Here is an 18,802-nt window from a genome sequence, read left to right as displayed (position 1 = left end):
CACGAACGGCGTTCGTTACGAATACTGTTCGCGAACGTTGTTCGTAAGTGTAGGAGGATGTCATGTCAGTGCTGGTTGTTGGTGCAAGTGGTGCAGTCGGCGGGGCGGTGGTTGCCGGGCTGTCGGAACGGGGCGAGGAAGTGCGTGCCTCGAGCCGTACCCCGGAGAAGCTGACGTGGCCGGCCGAGGTGCAGGTGTTCGCGGCGGATCTGAATGATCCGGCGTCGTTCACTGCGGCGTTGGAGTCCGTGGACCGGGTGTTTCTTTACGCGGATCTGGCGGAGCCAGAAGTGCTGATCGCAGCGTTCGCTGCGGCCGGTGTGCAGCACGTGGTGCTGCTGTCTTCGTCATCGGTGACGTTCCCGGGTGCGGCTTCGGACTTCAACGGCTCGCGCTTCATCCGTGTCGAGCGCGCCATTGAAGCGTCCGGGATCGCGTACACGTTCCTCCGCCCGGGCGGGTTCGCAAGCAACGCCGCCCGGTGGAGCTGGGGTGTGCAAGGGGAGAGCGCGGTGCCGCTGCCCTACCCGGATGCGGTACAGGCGCCCGTGCACGAGCAGGACATCGCTGATGTTGCCGTGATCGCGCTCAGCGGGGACGAACTGATCGGGCAGGCGCCGGTGTTGACCGGTCCGGAGCAGCTGACGCTGCGGCAGCAGGTAGACACGATCGGTGCGGTGATCGGCCGCCCCGTGGCAGTGATCGAGCAGACCGAGGCGGAGTCCACCGCAATGCTCTCCCAGTACGTCCCCGAGGTGTGGGTGCGGCAGATCGTGAAGGACTGGCGCGAAGCCGTCGGGACCAACCCCGAGATCTCAACCGAGTACGAACGCATCACCGGGAAGCCGTCGCGCTCGTTCCGGACCTGGGTTGAGGACAACGCCGACCTGTTCCGCTGAACCACGACCTTCGGACCGAGAACGGAAGACACAGTGATGTCAGCTTCAACCTTCACCCAGCAGACGCGCCCGTGGGTGGCGGTGGAGGCAGCGCGCCGAGGTCGCGAAGGGCTGAGGTGGCGTCACCGGACGGCCGCGCCGGAGGTCCCGGTAGCGTCCCTGCTGTGCTCGAGTTCCCCATCCGGGAGGTGATCCTCATCCAGGGGATGTTGTAGCGGTCGAGGAGATCGAGGATAGGGGGCGGTCAAGGCCAGGAGAGCTTGCGGGCGAGCCCCACAAGGGCAGAACCTCCGGGGTGAGCAGTCGAACCGGAGGAGCTACCGTGCCACTGCGGGCAGAGCTGACCTCCACCGGCCCGTCGACCGAGTGAAGGACGCCCTCCCCGTACTGGTCGTGGTGACGGTCTCCCTGCCGATCGAACGTCCAGCTCTCGTCGAGCAGGGCGCCGGAGCGCGGCAACCTCCGCCCGGCGGGACGGGGCGTCGGCGGCGGCCAAACCGGTGTCGAAACGCACAACCTCAATCTTGCGCTCACAGGCACTGACGCAGCGAGAACAGGGTCTCGATAGCCGATCGGTTATCGAGACGGTCGTGCCTCTGCATGGGGCGGGGCAACGCTCGATGCTCGGGGCTCTGCGGACTGTTGAGTAGCTCGTATTGCGGCTTCGACGAATGCGAGGACGCTCGTTCGTTGTTCGTCTGTTCGCCATGCGAGCACGATGCTGCTGGTTTCGGCGTCGCGGACCGGGACGCACGTGATCCCGGGAGGCGTCGGGGTCACGAGGGAGCGCGGTAGGACCGCGACGACCCGGCCGATGTGCACCAGCGGGATCAGCTCCGCCACGTCGGTGATTTCCGGCGCGTCCAGGCGGTCGTCCGGCACTCCTACCCATCGCGGGAACAGTTCGCCGTCGAGTTCGGCGGCATCGATCTCGGCACGTTCGCTGAGCGGATGCGTCTCGGGGAGGATCGCGACGCGGTCCTCGGCGAGGAGGGTGCTGGTGCGGAGCCCGGTGGTGTCGTCGAACGGAACGTACAGCAGCCCGACATCGGCTTTCCCTTCCTGGATGAGTCGTGTGCGTTCCGCGCCGCCGGCGAAGACGACTTCCACCCGGTCGGCGGCTGCGTTCGCACTGTGAGCGGTGAGGAGCACCGAGAGCATGCCCGCGTCGCCGCCGGCCTTCATCACCAGGCGGATACGGCAGCCTTCGGCTGCCCGACGTACCCGGTCGACGGCGGCGTCGACGGCGTTGAGTGCGTGCCTTCCGTGCTCCTTGAGCGCACGGCCCGCTGCTGTCAGTGTGACGCTTCGCGTCGACCGGATGAACAGTGCCGTCCCGAGCCGTTCCTCCATCCGTCGGATCGTCTTCGACAGCGCAGGCTGCGCGACCCGCAGCCGGGCCGCAGCGCGTCCGAAGTGCAGCAGCTCGGCGACGGCCATGAACGCGCGAATCTCGCGGATCTCGAGCAATTCCATGCCATCAGGTTATCGGGTGTGATCCAGGAGGTATTGGATTACCAGTGATGAAGAGGGTGGACTGATGCCCATGATCAATCACACCATGCTTGTCTCATTCACTGAACCGGTCTCCGACGACGACCTGGCCGAGTTCGTCGCTGACGTCGAGGCGGCGATGCGTGCCAGCGGAATCGTCCGGGGCTTCCAGTCCCGGCGGCACATCCCCGTCGCCGGTGAGGAGAACATCCCGGCGTTCATCGCCACGGCGGTGCTGCAGTTCCTGGTGGCCGACGAGGCGGATCTCGCCGCGTTGTTCGCTGCTCCGGGCGCGGGAGACGTGATTCACCGGTGGCAGGCGCTTCACCCGTACCGGGTTGCGTGGGTGAACCACGAGGTGAACGCGTGAGCGCGCTCACCGGACGCGTGGCGCTCGTCACCGGTGCCGGATTGGGCATCGGTCAGGCAGTCGCGACCGGCCTTGCCGATCGGGGAGCGCACGTCGCGGTCGTGGACGTCGATCGGGACGCCGCGTCGGCGACCGCGGACATGATCACCATGTTTGGGGGTCGGGCGATCGCGGTCGTCGCGGACATCGCCGACGAGGCAGCCGTGCAAGACGCGGTGCGGCGGACGATCGAGGAGTTCGGCCGACTCGACATCGCCATCAACAACGCCGGCGTGGCGTCCACCGGGGTTGACCTGACCGAGATGCCAGCCGATGCGTGGGAGCGCGTTCTCCGGATCAATCTGACCGGGACGTTCTTCTGCCTGAAGCATGAGATCCCCGCACTGGCGCGCGCGGGGGGCGGCGCGATCGTGAACGTCGTATCAGGCGGTGGACTGTTCGCCATCCCGGCGGCGCCAGCATATGTCGCCAGCAAACACGGCGTTGTCGGGCTCACAAAGGTTGCGGCAGTCGATTTCGCACGCCACGGCGTCAGAGTCAACGCCGTGGCTCCGTCGATGACCCGCACGCGCATGTTCGACCACGTCGCCGGCAGCCGAGACGCGCCGGACATTGGCGACGCCTCGGTCCCGCTCGGTCGGCTTGCCACACCGGAGGAGGTGGCTGCCGCCGTCATCTGGCTGGCATCGGACGAGGCTTCCTACGTCACCGGTACGACGCTCTCGGTCGACGGAGGGCGCCGCGCATGAGCCTGCAGACCGCACGTCTCGGCACGGGCCGCATCATCGCTGCGGAAGAGCACATCGCCACCGAGACGTTCCTATCCGCGTCCCGCGCCTTCAAACCGTTTCCGGCCGATCGGAGGGAAGTCGAACTCACCCGTGTCGTGCAGGATTGCGACCCATACCGGTCGGCACTGACGGACATCGATTCGCGGCTGGCCGACATGGACGCTGCCGGACAGGCGATGGCGGTGCTGAGCATCAACCCGCCCGGCGTGCAACCGTTCCAAGCCGAAGACGCCGTACCGCTTGCTCGAACGGTCAACGATGAGCTCGCGGCGATCGTCGCGGACCACCCGACACGCTTCGCCGCGCTCGGCACCCTCGCACCGCAGGACCCTCAAGCCGCCGCGGACGAGATCGCCCGGATCATGGGTCCCCTCGGCTTGAACGGGATCATGATCAACTCCCACACGCACGGCCAATACCTCGACGAGCCGCGCTTCGAACCCCTCCTCGCCGCTGCCGAGGCCCACCAGGCACCGATATCCCTTCACCCTCGCTTCCCGAGCGTGCTTGCACCGTACGACGCGTATGGCCTCCAAGCGGCGATCTGGGGTTACCAGGCCGAAGCGGGACTGCATGCGATGCGGCTCATCATGAGCGGGACCTTCGACCGGCACCCGAACCTCACCGTCGTCCTCGGTCACCTGGGCGAGGGCATCCCGTACTGGCTGCGTCGTATCGACAGTCGACGAGCATTCGCCGCCCAGGTTCCCGGAGCCGCTGGCGCGATGCCGTATCTCGAGCTGACCCCGAGCGAGTACTTCCGTAGGAACTTCGTCATCACCACAAGCGGCATCGACGACCCTGCCGTTCTCGAGTTCGCCCTCGCTGCTGCAGGCGAAGACAACGTCATGTTCGCCATCGACGCGCCCTACGAGGACCCGGGTACCGCGATCGCGCTGTTGCGCGAGGCGCGACTCGACGACGACCAACTGGCCTATGTCAGTCACCGCACTGCCGAGCGGGTGTTCAACATCCACTGATGGCGCGCCAGTTGAGTCCGGAGGGCCGCGACCATCCGGACGACAAGTGAGCTACTGCGCAGGGTGCGACAAGCGTCCGGTTGACGATCGGCTATTGGGACTAAGTAGGAGGTGCGGATGAGGGGAGGGGGCTGATAGGGCGAGGAGGGTCTCTGTCAGGTGCTGAACGAGGAAGGACATCTTTGCTTCGCTACGTTCCCGCGCCGACCCCATCGGCTGCGTCCCCGCGTGCAGCCGGGCGCCGTCGCGGCGTCGGAGGAGTGCGCGACGGAAGCTCTTGGTGTTGCTGACGAACCAGGTCTGCCAGTCGTCGCCAACTTTGGGGAGAGGCATCGCGGCATGGGGTGCCATGGCGGCGGCCGCCATAGCGGAGTAGAGGCCGTCCTTGTTCTTGAAGTGCCAGTACAGCGATGGCTGCTCACCGTCGCCTCACCGCTCGTCATCGGAGCAGCACAACCGCCGGGTTCGTCATCGTGCCGCTGGTCGGCCTCGTGCTCGGGGCGATCGACCTCGGTCGGCGCCCGCGGAAGGCCGCCATCGCCGGAGTCGTCATCAACAGCCTGGTCTTGGCCGGGGGCGTGCTGTTCGTCCTGCTGGTGTTCGCCTCCGGATCGACCGCGCCGACCCCGAGTTCGACCCCGCCGTCGTGATGTGGCTCCGCGCTGCCCGGTCCGCACTGGCGGAGCGGGGTGAACCATGAGCCACCGATGCGGGACCACGCGGAGGTCCTGACTGACGACACCGTGACGGTTTCCCTGTGGCTTCCGACAGACAGCTCGCACGGAGCTCGCAGGCCATGCAATGATCGCGATCACCACGTTGACTGCCTGGGTGTTGCCCGGACAACGGTGTTCCGGTGGCCTCCATCCGGCCTTCGAAGCCGTTCGGAACGGGCAACCTCGCGGCATCAGGGAATACTCGAGGGGACGAAGATGATCACCAGGAAAGTGCGGAACCGTCTTGTTGCCGCAGCTGCTGCAGGCGCACTCACGCTCGGTGGGGTGCTTCTCGGAGCATCGCCAGCCTCCGCGTTGTCCAACTGCACCGGGACGACGTTCGGGTGGGGGTGGAACACCACGAACCACGGATGTATCGAAGACATCCAGGGCATGCTGAACAACGTCGACGACCAAGACGGCGGGCGAACCATCGCCATCGACGGTGTCTGGGGAACGAACACCGTGTGGGCGGTGGAGAACTTCCAGAACTACGACCACGTGTCCTCGGACGGTGTCGTCGGTCCGCGCACGTGGCGCGATCTGTGCAATGACGCCGGCCCGACCGGATGGGCAGTGGACGCTGGTTGCAGGTTCTGATCCCGTCGCGTCGCGGGGAGGCCACCGCTGCTCGGGCTCGAGTCTGACCCCGCCGTCGTGACGTGGCTCCGCGCTGCCCGGTCCGTACCGGCGGGGACCCGCTCCCGCACCGGCGCCGGCGTCCTCCCCGTGCGGGCTCGGAGGACTGCAGGCGCGCTGGCGATCGGCGTCGTCCTGCTCGGGGCCGTCTCCGGGTGCAGCGTCACGGGCTGTAGCGGTGCGCGGCAGTCGACGGCGACCATCGCCGTCCATGCGACCGCGTGGTCGTCCGCCCACCCGGGGCACACCCTGTCCGTCTGTCTCGACAGCACGTGCGAGGACGTCACCGCAGACGACTCGATCACGGCTCCGTCGTCCGACCCGTCCGGGCATGCCTTCCGGATCACGGCGACCGACACGATCAGCGAGCAGCAGGTCGGCCGCGTGACGTCGCGTCTGGCCGTCGGCCAGGAGTCGTCCGCGTGCGGGAACGTGTCCTTCCCGACGGGTACGGTCACGATCGGCGGCGACGGAGGCCTGCGCGTCTCGTGACGCGCGACGAGCCGGCCGCGCAGGGTGCTGAGCGCCGGGCCGCTCACGCCCTACCGCACCCGCCGCCGCGCGGTCCCCGCCGGCTTCGGCCGCCGCCCCGCCCGCCGCTTCGCGACCGTGCGCCGGATGTCGATCGGCAGGCAGACGGCGAGCACGACGAGCATCGACCCGCCGAGGACGATCCGGCCGCGGACCCGGCCCACGAGTCGGTCGCGCGCCTCGTCGCTCGCGAGCGCGACGGTGCGGTGGTGGTGGGTGTCGTAGAGCACCGTGACGTGCTCGCCCCGGCGGTAGGTGTCGTCGTGCACCGCGTAGCGCCGGAGCGAGGCCTCGAAGGTCTCGCCGTCGACGGTCTGGCGCGTGACGGGCCAGTACTCGTTCCAGCTCCCGCCGCGGTAGCCGGTGTGGTGGACCCGTTCGACCCGCACGACGACGGCGTCCGTGCGTCCGCCGTGCGCGCGCAGCTCGGTGTTCTGCTGCAGGGAGCTGCCGGCTCCCAGGAGCCCGACGACGGCGACCAGCAGGAACAACGAGCCGAACAGGCTCCCGTACCGCGGGCCGGCATCGTGGACGACGCCGCCGAGGCCGCGCCAGAAGCCCGACCACGTGAGCTTCGGACGCCTGCGTCCGCGTCGGCGCGTGCGCCCGCGCCCGCCCCGCTTCGTGCTGCTCATGCCACCCCGACGTGCGTCACGCCGAACGGCGCACACGTCTCCCCGTCCCCCACACGCCGAACCTACCAACCGTCCACGGCGGACCGGGCGCGGCGCCCCGGGTCAGCGCTGCGGATCGTCCTCCGCCGGCGCTGCAGGTCGGGCCCCGGGGTCCGGGACGGTGACGACGTGGTTCACGACGTCCCGAGCGACGTCCGCGAGGCGCAGCTGGTGCGCGCGGGCGTAGGACCGGAGCAGCGTGAACGCCGTGTCCAGGTCGACGCGGTGGGTGTGCGCCAGGAAGCCCTTGGCCTGCTCGATGGCGATCCGGCTCGACAGGGCGTGCTGCAGCTGCGTCTGCACGAGGTCCGCGTGTTCGACGGTGCGGTGCTGCAGGATGCTGATCGTCGCGACGTCGGTGAGAGCCCGGACAGCGATCGCGTCCTCGTCGTTCAGCGCCCCGGTGGTCAGCCGGAACAGGTTCATCGAGCCGATCGTCGCGTCCCGCAGGCGCAGGGGGACGGAGTGCACCGACGCGAAGCCGAGCTCCGCGGAGGCGGCGGCGAAGCGGGGCCAGCGATCCTGCATCTGGTCCGGGCTCTCGACCGACACGGTCTGGCCCGTCGCGAAGGCCTCGACGCAGGGGCCTTCGCCGGTCTCGAGCTGCAGGAGTCCCATGAAGCTGCTGCCTTCGCTGGTGGACGCGAGGACCTCGAGTTCCTTCCGCTGGTTCGTCAGGAGGATGCCGGCCGCGGCAGCGTCGAACAGTTCAGCTGCGTTGTCGACCAGCGACTGGAGGAGGTCGACGAGGTCGTAGTCGGACACGAGCGTGTCGGTGATGGTGACGAAGGTCTCGACGAGCTGTTGTTCTCGGGTTCGTGCCATGGCGTGTGTCCTCACGGAGCGGTGTCGGTGCGGTCGGTGAAGTCCACCGTGCCCGCGATGACCTCGTGGGCGAGGTCGCGGACGGAACGGCCGTCGGTGAACGCGTAGGCGCGGAGGAGCAGGAGCGCGTCGGTTGCACCGACTCCAGTCTGAGCCGCGATCATGCCAGACGCCTGGTACACCTCACGTCGAGACTGGTGGCCGATGTCGGTGCGTCCGTCGTTGCGCTCGTCGGCGCTGTCGAGTGCTCGGCGCAGCACCTGCCCGGCGGCAGCGTCGGTCAGCGCGATCGCGTCCTGCACCGTCCGGGCCGCGAGGGGTCCGGCGGTCGTGTCGTAGAGGTCGACGGAACCGATCCAGAAGGTGCCGACCCGGAGCGGGAACGCGAACACCGAACCGACCTCGATCTCGCTCATCGCCAGCAGCGCGATCGGCCAGCGCTCCGACGTCGCGGTCTGGACGTCCGGCTCGGAGACCGGTCGCTGGGTGCGCATCGCTTCCCAGGCGGGCCCCTCGCCCAGGTCGATCTGGATGTCGGCCAGACGTGTGGCGACGGGGTCGCTCGCGCAGACGATCTCCGGTGCGAAGGGCGTGCTCAACGTGGTGATCGCGGCGCCGGTCACCGGCAGTGCCAGCAGGAACGGCGCGCACAGGTCGTCGTCGTCGGCGGCCCCGTACAGCGCCGCGATCGCCGTCACGAAGTCGTCGTTGCTCATCGTCCACGCCGTGTCTCGGCGGGAGCGCCCGGGGACGGGTGAGGAGCATCCACGACAGACCTCCCGTTCCGTGCCGCGTCGTGCACGTTCGGATGAACGTCTGGACCGGACGCTACACGCGGACGGACGAAGTGCGCAGTTCGGCCCGTCCCGAGCGGTGGGCTTGCCGGGTCCGTGCGCCTGCTCTAGCGTTGCATCCAGCTGCCCCAGCCCCCGGCCGCCGAGACGACCTCCGTCGTCACGATGTCGACCAGGGAGTCCTGAGCACGTTGCAGCCTCGAGAGCACCGCACCGAGCTGGCCCAGACCAGCCTCGAGTCGCCTCCGACCAGCCTCGAGCTGCCCCAGACCACCGGTCGGGCGGTGACCCGAACGCCTGCCCGACCGGTGCCCACGCCGGTGGTCCGCACACGACCCCGCGACGGCACCCCGACCTCGACGTCGACCTACTCCGCACTGCTGCAGCAGGTGAAGGCCGCCGGGCTCCTGCGTCGCCGCACCGGCTACTACTGGACCGTGTTCGCGGTGCTCGTCGTCGTGCTCGTCGGCGCCGGCGGAGCGTTCGCACTGCTGGGAGCGTCCTGGTTCCAGCTCGTCGTCGCCGGGGTCCTCGGTGTGGTGTTCACGCAGTTCGCGTTCCTCTCGCACGAGGCGGCGCACCGGCAGGTCTTCGCGTCGCACGTCTGGAACGACCGCGCGGCGCGGTACGGCGGGACGTTCTTCGCCGGGGTCAGCTACGCGTGGTGGATGCACAAGCACACACGCCACCACGGCAACCCGAACACGGTGGGCAAGGACCCGGACATCTCCTTCGACGCGATCTCCTTCCGACCGGAGGACGCCGTGGCGAAGCGGGGCGTCATGCGGGGGCTCGTGCGGATCCAGGGGTACGTGTTCTTCCCGATGCTGTTGCTGGAGGGCGCAAACCTGCACTGGCAGTCGATGCGGACCTACTGCAGCCGGACCGCCGTCAAGGGCCGGTGGAGCGAGGGGGGCGTCTTCCTCGCCCGGTTCGTGCTCTACATCGGCGCACTGTTCTGGTTCCTCCCCGTGGGGATGGCGTTCGCGTTCCTCGGCGTGCAGCTCGCCGTCTTCGGGTTCTCCATGGGCATCGCGTTCGCCCCGAACCACAAGGGCATGCCGATCATCGAGCCGGGGCAGCGGGTGGACTTCTTCAGCCGGCAGGTGCTCACCTCCCGCAACATCCGCGGCGGTCGCTGGCTGGAGTACGGCATGGGCGGTCTCAACTACCAGGTCGAGCACCACCTGTTCCCGAACATGGCGCGGCCGAACCTGCGCGCGGCGCGCGTCCTCGTCCGCCGGTTCTGTGCCGAGCACGACGTGCCGTACACCGAGACGGGACTCATCCGTTCCTACGTGATCGTCGTGCAGTACCTCAACCGGGTCGGTTCGGCCGCACGGGACCCGTTCGCCTGCCCGATGGTCGAGCAGTACCGCACCCGCTGAGCCGGCGGGGCGCAGGACGCGACCACCCCCGGACTGGAGGCTCGGTGCCGGCCCGCCCCGCGCCTCCCGTCCGTCGTCCCGTCCGGGACCGCTCGTCAGGGCGCGGAGCGCCGGTACGCCAGGACCGTGAGGAGCAGCACCACCCCCGCGGCGACGGCCTCGACGGCGGCGTCGAGGGCGACCGTCGGCAGGAGCGTCGCCGGATCCGGCGACGACAGCGCTGCCAACGCGTGGTTGCAGGGGGAGCGGGGCACCGCGATCAGCAGGACACAGCTGAGGACGCCGATGAGCCACGAGTACCCGATGCGTCGGACGACCGGCCGGGCGCAGAGGTGGCCGAGCGCAACCCCGCAGAGGACGGAGCCGACGACGGTGACCTCGAGCGCGGCGGCCGTCCGCCAGACACCGACCTCGCCGCCGTGCTCCGGGTCGACGGCGATGGCGGCGGCGACGGCGACGGTGCCGAGCACCAGTCCGAGGAGCGCGCTCGCGACGAGCACCGCGACCCGGGCCCGCACGACGCCGCCGACGCTCACGGCGAGGATCGCCACCTGGCTCCGGTCGTCGTTGTGCAGCGCAGTCACCGTCGTCCACGTGACGATCGGGACGAGCAGCAGCGCCGGCAGGGCACCCGTCCCCGCAGCGTCCCCGCCGGCCGCGTAGGTGGCGGCCGACAGCAGGACGAAGCACACGATGGGCGGCACCCACCGTTGCGAGGTCAGGCTGCGGGCGACGACGTACCGGATCACCGCGCCCATCCGGTCGCCTCCTCGCCGCGTTCCGGGTCCACACGGACCTCGAGGACCGACCACCCGCTCGCGAGCAACGCCCGGAGTGCGTCGTCGACGTGCTCGCGGCCGAGTCGTGCGCTGACGGGGTCGTACCCGTCCGCCTCGACCGGACCGCACCCGGGCACGTCGACGCGGCGGTCGGCCGACGCCGTCGGGCGGCGCGCCGTGATGACCGCCGTCGTGGTCTGGTCAGCGGTGTCGTCGACAGCGCGCAGCGTCCCGCCGTGCAGGCGGTAGGTGACGTCCGGTCGGGCGGTCCGCGAGTGCTCGTGCTCGCAGAGGACGACCGCGCAGCCGCGCCGCTGCGCATCCTGCACGAGGCGGTTCAGGGTGGCTGCGGCGGCGTCGTCGAGTCCGGTGTTCGGCTCGTCGAGGAAGAGGAGCCCGGTCGGCGGCTCGAGGAATGCCTGCGCGACGGCGACCTTCTGCGCGTTGCCCTTCGAGAGCGCACCGATCCGTGTCTGCGCGTGTGCGTCGAGACCGAGTGCCGCGACGAGCTCGGTGGTGCTCTGCCGGGTCGCCGTCGGGTCGAGGCCTCGGATGCGGCCCATGTGCGTCAGGTACTCGACGGGTGTGAACCGCTCGGGTCCGACGAAGCGTTCCGGCAGGATCGCCCGTGGAACCGGGTCCGTCAGGACCCGTCCGTGGGTGGGGACGGAGACGCCCGCGAGGACGCGGATGAGCGTCGACTTGCCGGATCCGTTCCCACCGGCGATGCGGACGAGCGCACCGGACGGGACCTCGAGGTCCACGTCCCGGAACACCGTCGCCCGCCCGATCCGCTTGCCGAGGCCGATGGCGCGGAGTGCGGTGCTCACCCGTGCACCTCCGCGGCGTCCCGGCGGACGGTGTCTCCGGCGAGCACCGTCGGGACGGTCCCCGGTGCCGACGCAGCGAGGAGTCCGAGACCGAGGCCGGCGAGCCCGGTGAAGAGATCGACCGTCCGGAGCCCGGCAGGGGCCCCGCACCCCCAACCCCGCCGCCGGACCGAGTCCCGGACGTCGTGGAGCAGGCGGTCGCGGACCGGGACGAGCTCGGGGTCGTGGGCGGTGACGGTGTCGATGATCATGAGCTCACCGAGCATGCCGTGACAGAGTGACAGATCGCTCGCGGTCGCCGGAGGGCCGTCGACCCCGTGCCGCCGCCGGAGCACGGCGGATGCCTTCCGGAGGTCGACCACGACGATGCCGCGGTGGTGGCGGTCGGGCATCGACGCCCGCGCGAGTGCGACTCCGGGCGTCCCGTGGCACCAGGCGGACATCGGGGTCTCGTCGCCGGGACGGGCGTCGGGCCAACCGAACCGCCGGTCGTCGAAGCGGTCCGACTCGGCCCGCAGCGCGGACTCGATGACGGCATCGAAGCGCTCCGTGCCGAGCAGGAGTGCTCCCCGTGCGAGCGCCAGCGTGATGCCGGCGCTGCCGTGCGAGAACCCGGACAGGGGCGCGCCGGACCCGATGGCCGACGGCCACCCCGCGCCGGTGCCGAAACGACGAGCGGCCGCCGCCAGGTGGTCGCATCCGTGCTCGACGAGGGCGAGGAGCGCCGGACTCGGCGGCAGGTGTGCGGTCGTCGCCGTGAGGGTCAGGAGGGTCCCCGCGGTCCCGCCGATCACGTCGTGGACGGTGTCCGCCGCGACGGCGTCGCGGTACGCCTCGTGGAGTCCGTCGAGGAGCGCGGCGAGCGGCGCGGTGTCGCCCGTCACGTCGGCGAGCGTCGCGGCCAGGGTGACCGCACCGTCGGCGGCACTGGCGAACCCGAGCGGAGCGGAGCCGCGGCCGGCGTCCCCGCGTGGCCGTGCCAGGGTGCCGTCGAGGATCCGCCACGCGACGTCGACGAAGGCGTCGTCGCCGACTGCGTGTCCGAGACGCGCCAGGAACACCCCGATCCCCGGCCGGCCCGCGTAGAGGTCGTCGCCCGCGGGCCGGGGCGTCCAGTACGCACCGCCCTGGAGCTCGTGGTCGAGCCAGTGCGGCTGGTCGTCGACCCAGGCGGCGGACCGCAGCAGGGAACGACCGATGGCGACGGACTCCCGGAGCGCCCAGGCGCCGTCGTCGCCGTGGGTGTCGTCTGCCCTGCCGCGCGGTGGCGGTGCTGGCCATCGGTCGCTGCCGTGGCGGACGACCGAGCGGAGCGACCCCTGGAGGACCGCGCGCTGGTGGTCGCAGTCCTGTTCGGAGAGCGACTCGAGCCGGGAACGGAGGACCTCCGTCGGACTCGACCGGAGCACGTCAGGGACGACGGTGCCGTCCCCGCCGGTGAGGGCGTGGGAGTCGCCGACGGCGTGGAACACCGGGATGTCGCCGTCGACGAGTTGTCGGTGCTCACTCGCTGCGAGCAGGTCGCCGTTCGCCAGGTCGCCGTGGCGCGTGCGGACCCGGGCCAGGAACGACTCCCGCGCGCCCGGTTCCCGCAGGAAGTCCGGGTGGTGGCTGTTCCACAGCAGGCGCGCGAACATCTCGCTCGCGCCGGTGATGTGCCGGACGGGCGTGCTGTCGGACGACGCGAGGGGGCCGGTGGCCGCGAGCAGGTCCGCCCGATGCCGATGGCAGAGCCGGTACATCCGCTCGAAGCCGTCGAGGAGGTCCGGCTCGAACGCGAGCGGGTCCAGCTGGACGCCGTCGAGGACCGGGACGTTCTGCGCCGCTCCGAGCGCGGTCTTGCGGACCGAGACCCGCATCGTGTCCGCCCCGACGTCGTCGAACCAGGGCTCGCCGAGGGCGGTCGGCCCGGTGGCGTCGCCGGAGAGCCCGCTGACGTCGCTCGCCAGGACGTCGTCACCGACGCGGTGCAGCCGCGGGCTGGGGAGGAGCCCGGTGAGGAGCACGCTCGACATGGTCAGCGCGCGGACGGTCCGCTCCGGGTCGTCCGCCGAACCCTCGGTCCGCAGGGACGTGTGGAGGAGCGTCTCGAGGTCGATGACGACCGGGTCCGGGCCGGCGGCGACGAGGTTCTCGCGGTGGACGTCGGTCAGGGAGAGCACGTACGACAGGGCCAGGAGGCCGCCGACGCGCTGGTGGAACCGGTGCGCGTCCTCGCGGGACGTGAGCGGAGCCGGTTCGCTGGCCCTGACCCAGCTGTGGGAGCCGAGGTCGAGCGCGGCCGTGGCGGAGAGGGCGGGCGCGAAGCCGGATCGGTTCGCCCAGGCGACCGCCTCGGCGAACAGGACCTCCGGCGCTCCGCTCCGGGGCTTGTGGACGAGGCGCCCGCCGCCGCGGAGGCCGATGACCGCGACGCTCTTGCCTCCGCGGTGGCTGTCGCCACTGGCGAGTGTCAGGGTCTCCGGGACGGGGTCCTCGGTCGTCGCGAGCAGATCGCGGAGCCGGGGGAGATCGGCGTCGAACTGCTCGACGAGCTCCAGCACGTTCGCGTTCCACGTCCTGAGGTGCTGGACCAACGCCGTCCGGGCGACCGGGTACTTCGCCCAGAGGGCTTCCCGGAACGACTCGTCGGCCAGCTGCTCCACGAACCAGTCGAACCGCGCGGTCGACGTGTCACCGACGAGCAGCTGCTGCGCACGCATGACGTTGAGTTCGAGCACGAGCGGGCGATGGAGGAGACGGACCAGCAGGCGGTGTGGGAGCTCGGCCAGGGCGAGCTCGGCGAGTCGGCGGGCGGAGTGCCCCAGCTCGGACGTCTCCATCCGGCGTCGGAGTTCGTTCCGCGCAGCAGCCAGTTCCGGTCCGGCCCAGTGGAGCAGCTGCGGCGCGGGGATCGGCAGTCGGCGCAGCGAGTCGTCGTCGATGATGCTGATCATCCGCCTCTTCCTCGTGCACGGGGCGGACGCGCGGTCGCGTCCGCCCCGTGGGTGGTCGGACCCTGCGTCAGTAGGCGCAGCAGGAGTCGGTCTTCTCCAGGCTGAAGAAGCAGGGGACCCAGGAGTTGTAGACGCCGGGCAGTTCCGGGTCGGTGACCTCGAGGTCGTCGAGGAGTTCCCCGGCCGGGTTCGCGGGCACCAGCGCGAGGTCGTCCTCGCTCAGGGTCGCTCGGAAGTCGGAGTCCACCCAGGCGCGGGTCAGTTCGGCAGTAGGCATGATGTTGCTCCCTTTCGTGTGGTGTTCGGACGAGCCGGAAGAGCAGAAACCCGTTGTCCGACATCACCATGCCGATGCCCCCGCATCCCCCAACCCGCCTCGATGCTATGCCCGACCGTGTCCCTCGTCCAGGGGGTGGGCCCGTTCGGTCATGCCCGGCTCCGCGGGGGTCGAGCCACCGGCCTCGTGCCGCAGCAGCCGCGTGAGCACCCGCTCGAGCGTGTGTCGCTCGGACTCGTCGAGCGGTGCGAAGAGGTCCTCCAGCACCCCGCGGGCGATCGCCTGACCGGACCGGAGCGCCGCCGCGCCCTCCTCGGTGAGCGCGTGCTCGATGCGCCGCCCACGCCCGGCCGACCTCGTGATGAGCCCGCGGTCCACCAGCCGGTTCGCGAGCGTCCCGAACGCCTGGTCGCTCTGGAACGTGGCGACGGCCAGGTCGTGTCCGGACGCGTGCGGCATCCGGTCGACCGCGCGCAGGGCGTCCCACTGCACGAGGGTGACCCCGGCCGGCCGGAGGGCCGTGTCCATCGTCCGGTGATTGCGGTACTGCGCCCGCTTGATGGTCTGCCCGAGTGCTTCCAGGTCCGTCGTCACGGTGCTACCGTATCAACACCCGTAGATAAACATGTTGAGACAGGTGTCCCGATGAACCCCGCACTCCCCGCACTCCCCACACTCCCCACCGACCTGCACGTCGTCGACGCCGGCGACCCCGCGGCACGCACCGCCGTCGTCCTGCACGGCGGCGGCGGCCCGCTGACCGTCGCGCCGATCGTCGCGCACCTGGCCCCGTCGTTCCACGTCCTCGCGCCGACGCACCCCGGCTGGAGCGGGACGAGCCGCCCGGACACGATCGACTCCGTCGCGGCGCTCGCCGCCGCCTACCTGGAGTGGCTGCTGGAGCGCGGCGCCCACGACGTGGTCGTGGTCGGGTCGTCGATCGGGGGATGGATCGCCCTCGAGATGGCGGTCCGGGCGGCGGCCGACGACCGGTACGCCGGGGTGCTCGGCGCCGTGGTCGACGTCGACGGGGTCGGTGCCGTCGTGGCGGGCGAGCCCATCGCGGACTTCTTCACCCTCGACGCCCGCGGGCTCGCCGAGGTCGCCTGGCACGACCCGGACCGCGGCTACCGGGACCCGGCGGCCCTGTCCGCCGAGGAGCAGACGATGCGGCGTGCCGACGCGGCCACGATGGCGGCGGTGGCCGGGCCTGCGATGAGCGACCCGAGCCTCCTGGGCCGACTCGCGACCGTCGCGACGCCGACGCTCGTGCTCGCCGGAGCGAGCGACCGCGTGGTGACGCCCGCGTACGGACGCCGTGTCGCGGCGGCCGTCCCCGGTGCGCGCTTCGCCGAGGTGCCGGAGGCGGGGCACCTGCCGCACCTGGAGAACCCGGCCGCCACGTGGCCGCTCCTCGACGGGTTCCTCCAGGCGCTCTGAGCACCCGTCGTCGTCATGTCCGGTCGCGGACGGGTGATCGACGCTCACCGGTGCGCTCCTGCTTGACGTGGCGCTGCCGGACCTGCTTTGCTGTTTCGACAGACGCAATTACGTTGCATCTGATGAAACAAGACCCCTCAATGGAGAGTGAGTCGCACATGGGTTTGGCCGTCTGGGCGCTCATCGCGTACATCGGCACGATCGTCGTCTGGAGTGTGCTGCTCCGCCGCGGCATCGGCGAGGGGATGGTCGTCGGCTTCGTCGTCGTCTGCGCCTTCGGCGGGACGCGCTTCCTCGAGCTGCTGCTCGTCGGGATGCAGGACGCGTTCAACGAGGAGATCGTCTTCGCCGCACTGGCGTTCACCTTCATCGGGTTCCTGTTGGCCTCGACGGGGGTGATCGGGCACCAGGTGGAGATCCTCAACTCGCTGCTCGGTCGGCTCCCGGGCGGGGCCGGCTACGTCGCGACCGTCGGATCGGCGCTGTTCGGCTCCGTGGCGCACTCCGGCTCGGCGAACGCCGCGACGCTCGGCACGGTGACGATCCCGTGGATGAAGCGGTCGCAGTGGCCGGCCCCGGTGGCGGCGACCGTCGTGGCGGGCAACGCCGGCAACGGCACCGTGATCCCGCCGAGCGCGTCGTTCTTCATCCTCATCGGCACGGCCACCGTGGCGCCGCTCGTCACCGTCGGCGAGCTCCTGCCGGCGATGTTCGTCGCCGCGGCCTGGTGCGTCCTCTGGCGGCTCGTCGTCATCGCCTACTTCGTCCGGAAGCACCGCATCCAGCGCGTCCCGGCCGAGGACATCACGCCGTTCCGGCAGTCCTTCCGGCACGGCTGGACGTCGCTGCTGGTGTTCCTCGGGATCCTCATCCCGGTCTTCGTCACGCTCGGCCCGACCGGGACCGCGATCACCGGAGCGCTCGGCGAGGACGCGGCGGACACGATCAGCATCGTCGTCTGGATCCCGGTCCTCCTGGGCCTGTTCGCCCTGGTGCTCGGCCGGAAGCGCCTGCCGCGGGGCAGTCGTGCCTGGTACGACTTCGTCGCGAAGACCGCACCGCGCTACCGGGACATCGGCGCGACCCTGGTGTTCGCGTTCGCCGGCGGTGCCGTGCTGACCGAGCTCGGGCTCGCCGACCAGCTCGCCGCCGTGCTGAACGGGCTGGACGCCTCCCCGGTCGTGATGAGCGTCATCGTCGCGGTGATGGTGGTGCTCGTCGCCGGGCCGCTCAGCTCGACCGCGACCATCGCGACGATCGGCGGCATCGGCTTCAGCGTCCTCGTGGTGGCCGGGGTGGACCCGGTCCTCGCCGCCTGCGTCGTGCTCGTCGCCGCGTCGACGGAGGGCGCGTCCCCTCCGGGCGCCTCGGCGATCTACATCGCCTCGGGCATCGCCGGCGTCAACCCGGTGAAGACGTTCGTCCCGCTCGTGGTCCTCTACGTCGTCCCCATCCTGCTCATCGCCGCACTCATCGGGCCGGGCTGGCTGCCCGTCCCCCACTGACCGGAGGCTGCACGACCATGTCCGACACCACCGGGCCCACGATGGGCCCCACCCGCAGGCGCGTCGCCGCGGCCATGACGACGGTGTTCGTCGTCCTCCTCGTCTCGATGCTCGCGCTCGGCACCGTCATGGTGCTGCTGCAGCTCGTCGGGGTCGTGGTCCTCGACGCCGCACTCGTCTCCAGCACCGTCGCCGTCCTGGCACCGTGGACGTTCGGCCTCGGCGGCGCCCTCGGCATCTGGACCCTGCTCCTCGCCTACGTACACGGATGGAAGTCGAACGAATGACCGAGAACCCGCAGCCCACCACCGTCCCCCAGGACGTCGTCGACCGTCTCGGCGCGCTCCCCGTCGCGAACGTCGGTGACGCGATGCAGCGGCTCGGTGTCGTCGAGGCCGAGATCGGGAGCGTCTGGCGCGGCGCCCGTGCTGCCGGTCCCGCCTGCACCGTCGAGGTGGCCGGTGGCGACAACGCCGGCGTCCACGAGGCGCTCGCCACCCTGCAGCCCGGACAGGTCCTGGTGGTCAACGGCCACGGCGTCCGCGACCGCGCGCTCGTCGGGGAGCTCATCGCCGAACGCCTCCGCGCCCGCGGGTGCGTCGGGCTCGTCGTCGACGGGGCGGTGCGTGACGTCGCCGACCTCGAGGAGATCGGCTTCCCGGTGTTCGCCCGCGCCGTCACACCGGCCGGCCCCTACCGGCACGGGCCGTTCCGGGTCGGCGTGCCCGTCGCCATCGGCGGGGTCGTCGTCCACCCGGGGGACGTGGTCGTCGCCGACGGGGACGGCGTCGCGGTGGTCCCGGCGGCCGAGGCGTCGGAGGTGCTCGCGCGCGCTGAGGCCAAGCACGCGGACGAGACCCGCATCCGCGAGGGGATCGTGGCGTCCGTCGCGGCCGGTCCCGCGCCCGCGTGACGATCCGCCGCGGCCGTCCGA

The 18,802-nt window shown here is 70.7% G+C and carries 22 protein-coding genes; 12 read left to right on the top strand and 10 right to left on the bottom strand.

Annotated features, from left to right (window positions below; all coding sequences use genetic code 11):
• Nucleotides 1–62: 62 nt before the first annotated feature.
• Nucleotides 63–899 carry an NAD(P)H-binding protein gene (locus FS641_RS14320; RefSeq protein ID WP_144764972.1) on the top strand — a complete coding sequence of 279 codons (837 nt, stop codon included), beginning with the start codon at nucleotides 63–65 and terminating at the stop codon, nucleotides 897–899.
• A gap of 576 nt (nucleotides 900–1,475) precedes the next feature.
• Here the strand turns inward: FS641_RS14320 and FS641_RS14315 are convergent.
• Nucleotides 1,476–2,375 carry a LysR family transcriptional regulator gene (locus tag FS641_RS14315; protein ID WP_144764970.1) on the bottom strand — a complete coding sequence of 300 codons (900 nt, stop codon included), beginning with the start codon at nucleotides 2,373–2,375 and terminating at the stop codon, nucleotides 1,476–1,478.
• Nucleotides 2,376–2,439: 64 nt separating this feature from the next.
• Here FS641_RS14315 and FS641_RS14310 point away from each other — a divergent pair, with 64 nt between their 5' ends.
• The 3 genes from FS641_RS14310 to FS641_RS14300 are packed head-to-tail and all read left to right on the top strand — an operon-like array spanning nucleotide 2,440 to nucleotide 4,534.
• Nucleotides 2,440–2,763, top strand: a complete 324-nt coding sequence (locus FS641_RS14310) for a hypothetical protein (protein WP_222122109.1) — start codon at nucleotides 2,440–2,442, stop codon at nucleotides 2,761–2,763.
• The gene (locus FS641_RS14305; protein WP_144764968.1) at nucleotides 2,760–3,512 is read left to right on the top strand and encodes an SDR family NAD(P)-dependent oxidoreductase; all 753 of its coding nucleotides are present in this window, start codon (nucleotides 2,760–2,762) and stop codon (nucleotides 3,510–3,512) included. The genes FS641_RS14310 and FS641_RS14305 overlap by 4 nt, the downstream gene beginning before the upstream one ends.
• Nucleotides 3,509–4,534 carry an amidohydrolase family protein gene (locus FS641_RS14300; RefSeq protein ID WP_144764965.1) on the top strand — a complete coding sequence of 342 codons (1,026 nt, stop codon included), beginning with the start codon at nucleotides 3,509–3,511 and terminating at the stop codon, nucleotides 4,532–4,534. The genes FS641_RS14305 and FS641_RS14300 overlap by 4 nt, the downstream gene beginning before the upstream one ends.
• Before the next feature lie 51 nt (nucleotides 4,535–4,585).
• Here the strand turns inward: FS641_RS14300 and FS641_RS18605 are convergent, their stop codons facing one another.
• Entirely contained in the window at nucleotides 4,586–4,867 is a 282-nt protein-coding gene (locus tag FS641_RS18605) for a TetR/AcrR family transcriptional regulator C-terminal domain-containing protein (protein ID WP_222122108.1), read from the bottom strand.
• Between the two features lie 77 nt (nucleotides 4,868–4,944).
• Here FS641_RS18605 and FS641_RS14290 point away from each other — a divergent pair, with 77 nt between their 5' ends.
• From FS641_RS14290 to FS641_RS14280, 3 genes are all read left to right on the top strand, one after another.
• Complete coding sequence (locus FS641_RS14290) at nucleotides 4,945–5,184, top strand: hypothetical protein (RefSeq protein ID WP_144764961.1); 240 nt, start codon at nucleotides 4,945–4,947, stop codon at nucleotides 5,182–5,184.
• A gap of 282 nt (nucleotides 5,185–5,466) precedes the next feature.
• A complete protein-coding gene (locus FS641_RS18170; RefSeq protein ID WP_186317776.1) occupies nucleotides 5,467–5,850 on the top strand; it encodes a peptidoglycan-binding protein in 384 nt (127 codons plus the stop codon).
• 57 nt (nucleotides 5,851–5,907) lie between these two features.
• Nucleotides 5,908–6,381 (top strand): hypothetical protein, encoded by a 474-nt coding sequence (locus FS641_RS14280; RefSeq protein ID WP_144764957.1) that lies wholly within the window; start codon nucleotides 5,908–5,910, stop codon nucleotides 6,379–6,381.
• A gap of 50 nt (nucleotides 6,382–6,431) precedes the next feature.
• Here the strand turns inward: FS641_RS14280 and FS641_RS14275 are convergent, their stop codons facing one another.
• The 3 genes from FS641_RS14275 to FS641_RS14265 all read right to left on the bottom strand — a co-directional run bounded on the left by FS641_RS14275 (nucleotide 6,432) and on the right by FS641_RS14265 (nucleotide 8,635).
• Complete coding sequence (locus FS641_RS14275) at nucleotides 6,432–7,055, bottom strand: DUF3592 domain-containing protein (RefSeq protein ID WP_144764955.1); 624 nt, start codon at nucleotides 7,053–7,055, stop codon at nucleotides 6,432–6,434.
• 102 nt (nucleotides 7,056–7,157) lie between these two features.
• Entirely contained in the window at nucleotides 7,158–7,919 is a 762-nt protein-coding gene (locus FS641_RS14270; protein ID WP_144764953.1) for a GAF and ANTAR domain-containing protein, read from the bottom strand.
• A gap of 11 nt (nucleotides 7,920–7,930) precedes the next feature.
• Nucleotides 7,931–8,635, bottom strand: a complete 705-nt coding sequence (locus FS641_RS14265; protein ID WP_144764951.1) for an ANTAR domain-containing protein — start codon at nucleotides 8,633–8,635, stop codon at nucleotides 7,931–7,933.
• A 362-nt stretch (nucleotides 8,636–8,997) separates the two neighbouring features.
• Between FS641_RS14265 and FS641_RS14260 the strand changes: the two genes are divergently transcribed.
• Nucleotides 8,998–10,101 (top strand): acyl-CoA desaturase, encoded by a 1,104-nt coding sequence (locus FS641_RS14260; RefSeq protein ID WP_260855843.1) that lies wholly within the window; start codon nucleotides 8,998–9,000, stop codon nucleotides 10,099–10,101.
• 95 nt (nucleotides 10,102–10,196) lie between these two features.
• Here FS641_RS14260 and FS641_RS14255 read toward each other — a convergent pair whose 3' ends face one another.
• The 5 genes from FS641_RS14255 to FS641_RS14235 all read right to left on the bottom strand — a co-directional run bounded on the left by FS641_RS14255 (nucleotide 10,197) and on the right by FS641_RS14235 (nucleotide 15,517).
• Nucleotides 10,197–10,859 (bottom strand): hypothetical protein, encoded by a 663-nt coding sequence (locus FS641_RS14255; protein WP_144764947.1) that lies wholly within the window; start codon nucleotides 10,857–10,859, stop codon nucleotides 10,197–10,199.
• Nucleotides 10,847–11,710, bottom strand: coding sequence for an ATP-binding cassette domain-containing protein (locus FS641_RS14250; protein ID WP_144764945.1), 864 nt, complete (start codon nucleotides 11,708–11,710; stop codon nucleotides 10,847–10,849). Before FS641_RS14250 ends, FS641_RS14255 begins: the two co-directional genes overlap by 13 nt.
• On the bottom strand, nucleotides 11,707–14,646 hold the full coding sequence (gene lanM / locus FS641_RS14245) for a type 2 lanthipeptide synthetase LanM (RefSeq protein WP_144764943.1): 2,940 nt from the start codon (nucleotides 14,644–14,646) through the stop codon (nucleotides 11,707–11,709). The genes FS641_RS14250 and lanM overlap by 4 nt, the downstream gene beginning before the upstream one ends.
• A gap of 67 nt (nucleotides 14,647–14,713) precedes the next feature.
• Nucleotides 14,714–14,923 (bottom strand): mersacidin/lichenicidin family type 2 lantibiotic, encoded by a 210-nt coding sequence (locus FS641_RS14240; protein ID WP_144764941.1) that lies wholly within the window; start codon nucleotides 14,921–14,923, stop codon nucleotides 14,714–14,716.
• Between the two features lie 105 nt (nucleotides 14,924–15,028).
• Complete coding sequence (locus FS641_RS14235; RefSeq protein ID WP_144764940.1) at nucleotides 15,029–15,517, bottom strand: MarR family winged helix-turn-helix transcriptional regulator; 489 nt, start codon at nucleotides 15,515–15,517, stop codon at nucleotides 15,029–15,031.
• A gap of 51 nt (nucleotides 15,518–15,568) precedes the next feature.
• Between FS641_RS14235 and FS641_RS14230 the strand changes: the two genes are divergently transcribed.
• From FS641_RS14230 to FS641_RS14215, 4 genes are all read left to right on the top strand, one after another.
• The gene (locus FS641_RS14230) at nucleotides 15,569–16,363 is read left to right on the top strand and encodes an alpha/beta fold hydrolase (RefSeq protein ID WP_144764938.1); all 795 of its coding nucleotides are present in this window, start codon (nucleotides 15,569–15,571) and stop codon (nucleotides 16,361–16,363) included.
• A 158-nt stretch (nucleotides 16,364–16,521) separates the two neighbouring features.
• Nucleotides 16,522–17,868 (top strand): TRAP transporter large permease subunit, encoded by a 1,347-nt coding sequence (locus FS641_RS14225; protein WP_144764936.1) that lies wholly within the window; start codon nucleotides 16,522–16,524, stop codon nucleotides 17,866–17,868.
• A gap of 17 nt (nucleotides 17,869–17,885) precedes the next feature.
• Nucleotides 17,886–18,155, top strand: coding sequence for a hypothetical protein (locus FS641_RS14220; protein WP_144764934.1), 270 nt, complete (start codon nucleotides 17,886–17,888; stop codon nucleotides 18,153–18,155).
• The gene (locus FS641_RS14215; protein ID WP_222122107.1) at nucleotides 18,137–18,781 is read left to right on the top strand and encodes an RraA family protein; all 645 of its coding nucleotides are present in this window, start codon (nucleotides 18,137–18,139) and stop codon (nucleotides 18,779–18,781) included. The genes FS641_RS14220 and FS641_RS14215 overlap by 19 nt, the downstream gene beginning before the upstream one ends.
• Nucleotides 18,782–18,802 lie beyond the last annotated feature (21 nt).

It is taken from the genome of Curtobacterium sp. 9128, assembly GCF_007673775.1.
GTDB lineage: Bacteria > Actinomycetota > Actinomycetes > Actinomycetales > Microbacteriaceae > Curtobacterium.
Note: the sequence above shows the minus strand (reverse complement) of the source record. Positions and strands in the feature narration are given on the sequence as shown.